The organism is Bacillus sp. AFS001701 (assembly GCF_002559405.1).
GTDB lineage: Bacteria > Bacillota > Bacilli > Bacillales > Bacillaceae_G > Gottfriedia.
The window spans coordinates 1-3,195 of sequence record NZ_NTZO01000260.1; the positions used below are offsets into that span (position 1 = coordinate 1).

General features: G+C 32.8%; 3 protein-coding genes. 1 reads left to right on the top strand and 2 read right to left on the bottom strand.

Going from position 1 to position 3,195, the window contains the following annotated elements:
* Positions 1–75: 75 nt before the first annotated feature.
* The gene (locus CN514_RS16985) at positions 76–855 is read left to right on the top strand and encodes an undecaprenyl-diphosphate phosphatase (RefSeq protein ID WP_098233615.1); all 780 of its coding nucleotides are present in this window, start codon (positions 76–78) and stop codon (positions 853–855) included.
* 91 nt (positions 856–946) lie between these two features.
* On the opposite strand, the gene ypeB is transcribed toward CN514_RS16985, so the two are convergent.
* Complete coding sequence (gene ypeB, locus CN514_RS16990; protein ID WP_435817650.1) at positions 947–2,272, bottom strand: germination protein YpeB; 1,326 nt, start codon at positions 2,270–2,272, stop codon at positions 947–949.
* Positions 2,273–2,287: 15 nt separating this feature from the next.
* Positions 2,288–3,106, bottom strand: coding sequence for a spore cortex-lytic enzyme (gene sleB, locus CN514_RS16995; RefSeq protein WP_098233617.1), 819 nt, complete (start codon positions 3,104–3,106; stop codon positions 2,288–2,290).
* Positions 3,107–3,195 lie beyond the last annotated feature (89 nt).

The following is a 3,195-nucleotide window of genomic DNA, read 5'->3' on the forward strand; positions in this document are numbered from 1 at the left end:
GTTTTTAATAATTTGGACAAGAATTGAATTTTTTTTGCATATAATTTACTAATTTGAATGAAAGGAGAATTGATTATGTCTAACTTTGAAGCAATTATATTAGGCATCATTCAAGGGTTAACTGAATTTCTCCCTATTAGTAGTACCGGTCATTTATATATTGGTAGACATTTATTCGGGTTAGATGAGGCAGGCTTATTATTAGATACGTTAATGCATATTGGTACTTTATTAGCAGTGTTTGTTTTTTACAGTAAAGAATGGAAAGGTTTGATCAAAAAACCTTTTTCAAAATTAACTTTATTACTATTTGTAGGAACATTACCCGCTGTAATTGTAGGCTTATTATTTAAAGATTTTTTTGATGAGATTTCTGTATCGGGTAAAACCATTGGGTGGGAGTTTATTTTTACTGGTATTATTTTATTTATTGCTGATAAAAGGAGAAAAGGGAAGAAAACAATGGAGGAGCTAACATGGGTTGATGCATTATTCATCGGCTCATTTCAAGCACTTGCTATATTTCCAGCGGTTTCTCGTTCAGGTTTAACAATCGCTGCAGCATTATTTAAAGGAATGGAACGAAAAAGCGCAGCGTATTTTTCATTCTTACTATCTACTCCTGCAATTTTGGGTGGAATCGTATTCCAAGGAAAGGATCTTCTTGGTGGAAACGCGGAGCAAATTGCGTTTTTCCCGTTATTTCTTGGAACATTAGCCGCAAGCCTATTCGGTTATTTAGCCATCAGTTGGATGATCAATTTATTAAAAAAACAATCACTGAATATTTTTGGCTATTATGTTATTTTTTTAGGGGTTAGTATCGTAGTGCTTCAGTATTTGAAGATATTTTAATGTAAATCGATAAAAATTACACAAAATGATAAGTGATCGTTTTGCATACAAAAAAGCACGGGGAGTGATAAACCTGTGCTTTTTTTATTACTCAAAGTTTTTTAACTTTTTCTTCATCACCAGTCGTTGCATTTATAAAGATATCATATGTATCGTGATTATATGTACCTAAAAATTCATAAGTGAGAACTTCTTTATTAAAGTCATTTAAGATGACAGCTAATCGTTCTTCTTCAACCTTAACATTTTTATTAAGCTTTGCTTTTGCTTGCCCAAGTGTAAGCTTGGGAGTAGGGACTTTACGTACATGGTTTGACGTAATATAGTTTTTAGCATTAAATCCGATGATTTGACCGTTATCTAATGCAACCTTTAATTGAATTGCTTCTGGATAGATACGCACATCATCAATTGATTTAACCATTTGAAGTACGCCAATCGTATCGTATTGTGAACTATCATATAATTCCATGTTCTTATAGTTTTTTGAATTTAAATACCTTAACCCTTTTTTCACTGCATCGTCTAAACTGATTTGTTGTTTTGCTATTGGTCTATTTGTGATAAAGAAGATTGGCAAGCCAGCAGTTTCAGTTATTTCCATATACGTATCAGCTACTGGGTTATTGTGAGCCATCGTAACTGAGTAAAAAGGTTCAAATCGATCATTATCACTTTTACTTCTAGTCACTTGAATTTTAGTAACATTTTTGAGCGGTACAGCGTCTTCAGCAATTTTTTTAGCTTCATTTTCATCAATTTTTTTACCAGTTAACTTCTTTAAGCCTTTAGATTCTTCTTGACCATTCGAAAACGTAGGACCAAAATCATTGTCTGTAGTTGCTTTTACTTGTTCAATATGTTTAAAACCATCCACGATACTATTGTCTCGAGGTGCATTTTTTTCTTCAGACATTTGACCAACATCAATCCAACTTAAGTTTTTATTCATGATATTTGTTTGTACATTACGTAGTCCATCTTGAATTTTTTCAGCTGTTGAATACATATTACGTAAAGAACTATATTCCTTAGCAGTTAAAGGTTCTTTATTTAAATCCCGAACCGCTGTTTTATAGCTAAAGTTTCCTACTCCAGTTAAAAAGGCCTGCGTTTTATCAAAAGGCACAAATTTTAGTGGAAGTTGTGCAATATCCGATTTAGATTGAATCGAAAGACGCCATACATCTGCTAAAGCAGGGGAGAGAGACGTTCTTGAATTCATTGCTAATGTCGTACCGATTTTATCGTGTAATAAATCCATATCAAATGTTAGTTCATTAAAAGCTCTTTGATAATTATTTTCGGCTTTTAAATTCATTTCATTCAAATCGCGATTTTGAGTATATCCCCAATAACCAGTTCCGATTAGAGCGGCTGCTAAAGCACCTGCAACAATCCAACTACCTTTCATAATTACACCTCACTACAATTATTTACAAAAAATATGTTGACCAATAGTAAGAATAATAGGGCGGCCACGAATCCATTGGTTTGTTGCTGTTTTAGGATTGTAATAGTAAATACAACCGGTCGTTGGATCCCAGCCATTTATTGCATCAATTACTGCTTTTTTAGCTTGAACATTAGGTGTTAAATTAATTTGACCGTCAGCTACTGCCGTAAAAGCCCCTGGTTGATAAATAACACCTGCTATTGAATTTGGAAAAGACGCATTTGTTAAACGATTTAAAATGACTGCAGCAACAGCAACTTGCCCAATATATGGCTCACCACGTGATTCTCCATATACAGCATTTGCCATTAATTTAATGTCATTATCTGTATAACCGTTTGGTGCATTCGCAATTGGTTTATTATTTGGTTTTGCATTCGAATTATTCGGTTTATTTGTATTCGGTTTAGCAGGCTTATTATTGGAAGAATTATTATTTGTTGTATTATTATTGGCCGTACTACCTTTATAATTCTTAGTTGCTTTTGTCAGCTTTTCTTTTAATTTTGTTCCTGCGACGCCATCAACTTTCATACCAAATTCCTTTTGAAAATTACGAAGAGCCCAGTATGTATTCCATCCAAAAACTCCATCAGCTTTATCGTCAAGAAACCCTATAAATATAAGTCGCTCTTGAAGCTCCTTAACATCATCTCCAGTTGAACCACGGCTGAGTACTTGACTACTAAAGGCATCAACTTCTCTTCTTGGTAAGTTAATATTTAAAGTAATCAGTGAAATACATATTATACAAAAGATAATAAATGCAGTTTTAAAGTGAAAATTCTTTAGCAAAATAAATCCTCCTTAATCAAATACATATAGGATTACTATTTGTAAAAAATTTCTTTTTATTAGTAAAAAGCGTAAAAACTGATATAAAT

Coding starts and splice junctions, on each gene's coding strand:
- CN514_RS16985 (WP_098233615.1), top strand. CDS start 76: ATGTCTAACTTTGAAGCAATTATATTAGGCATCATTCAAGGGTTAACT.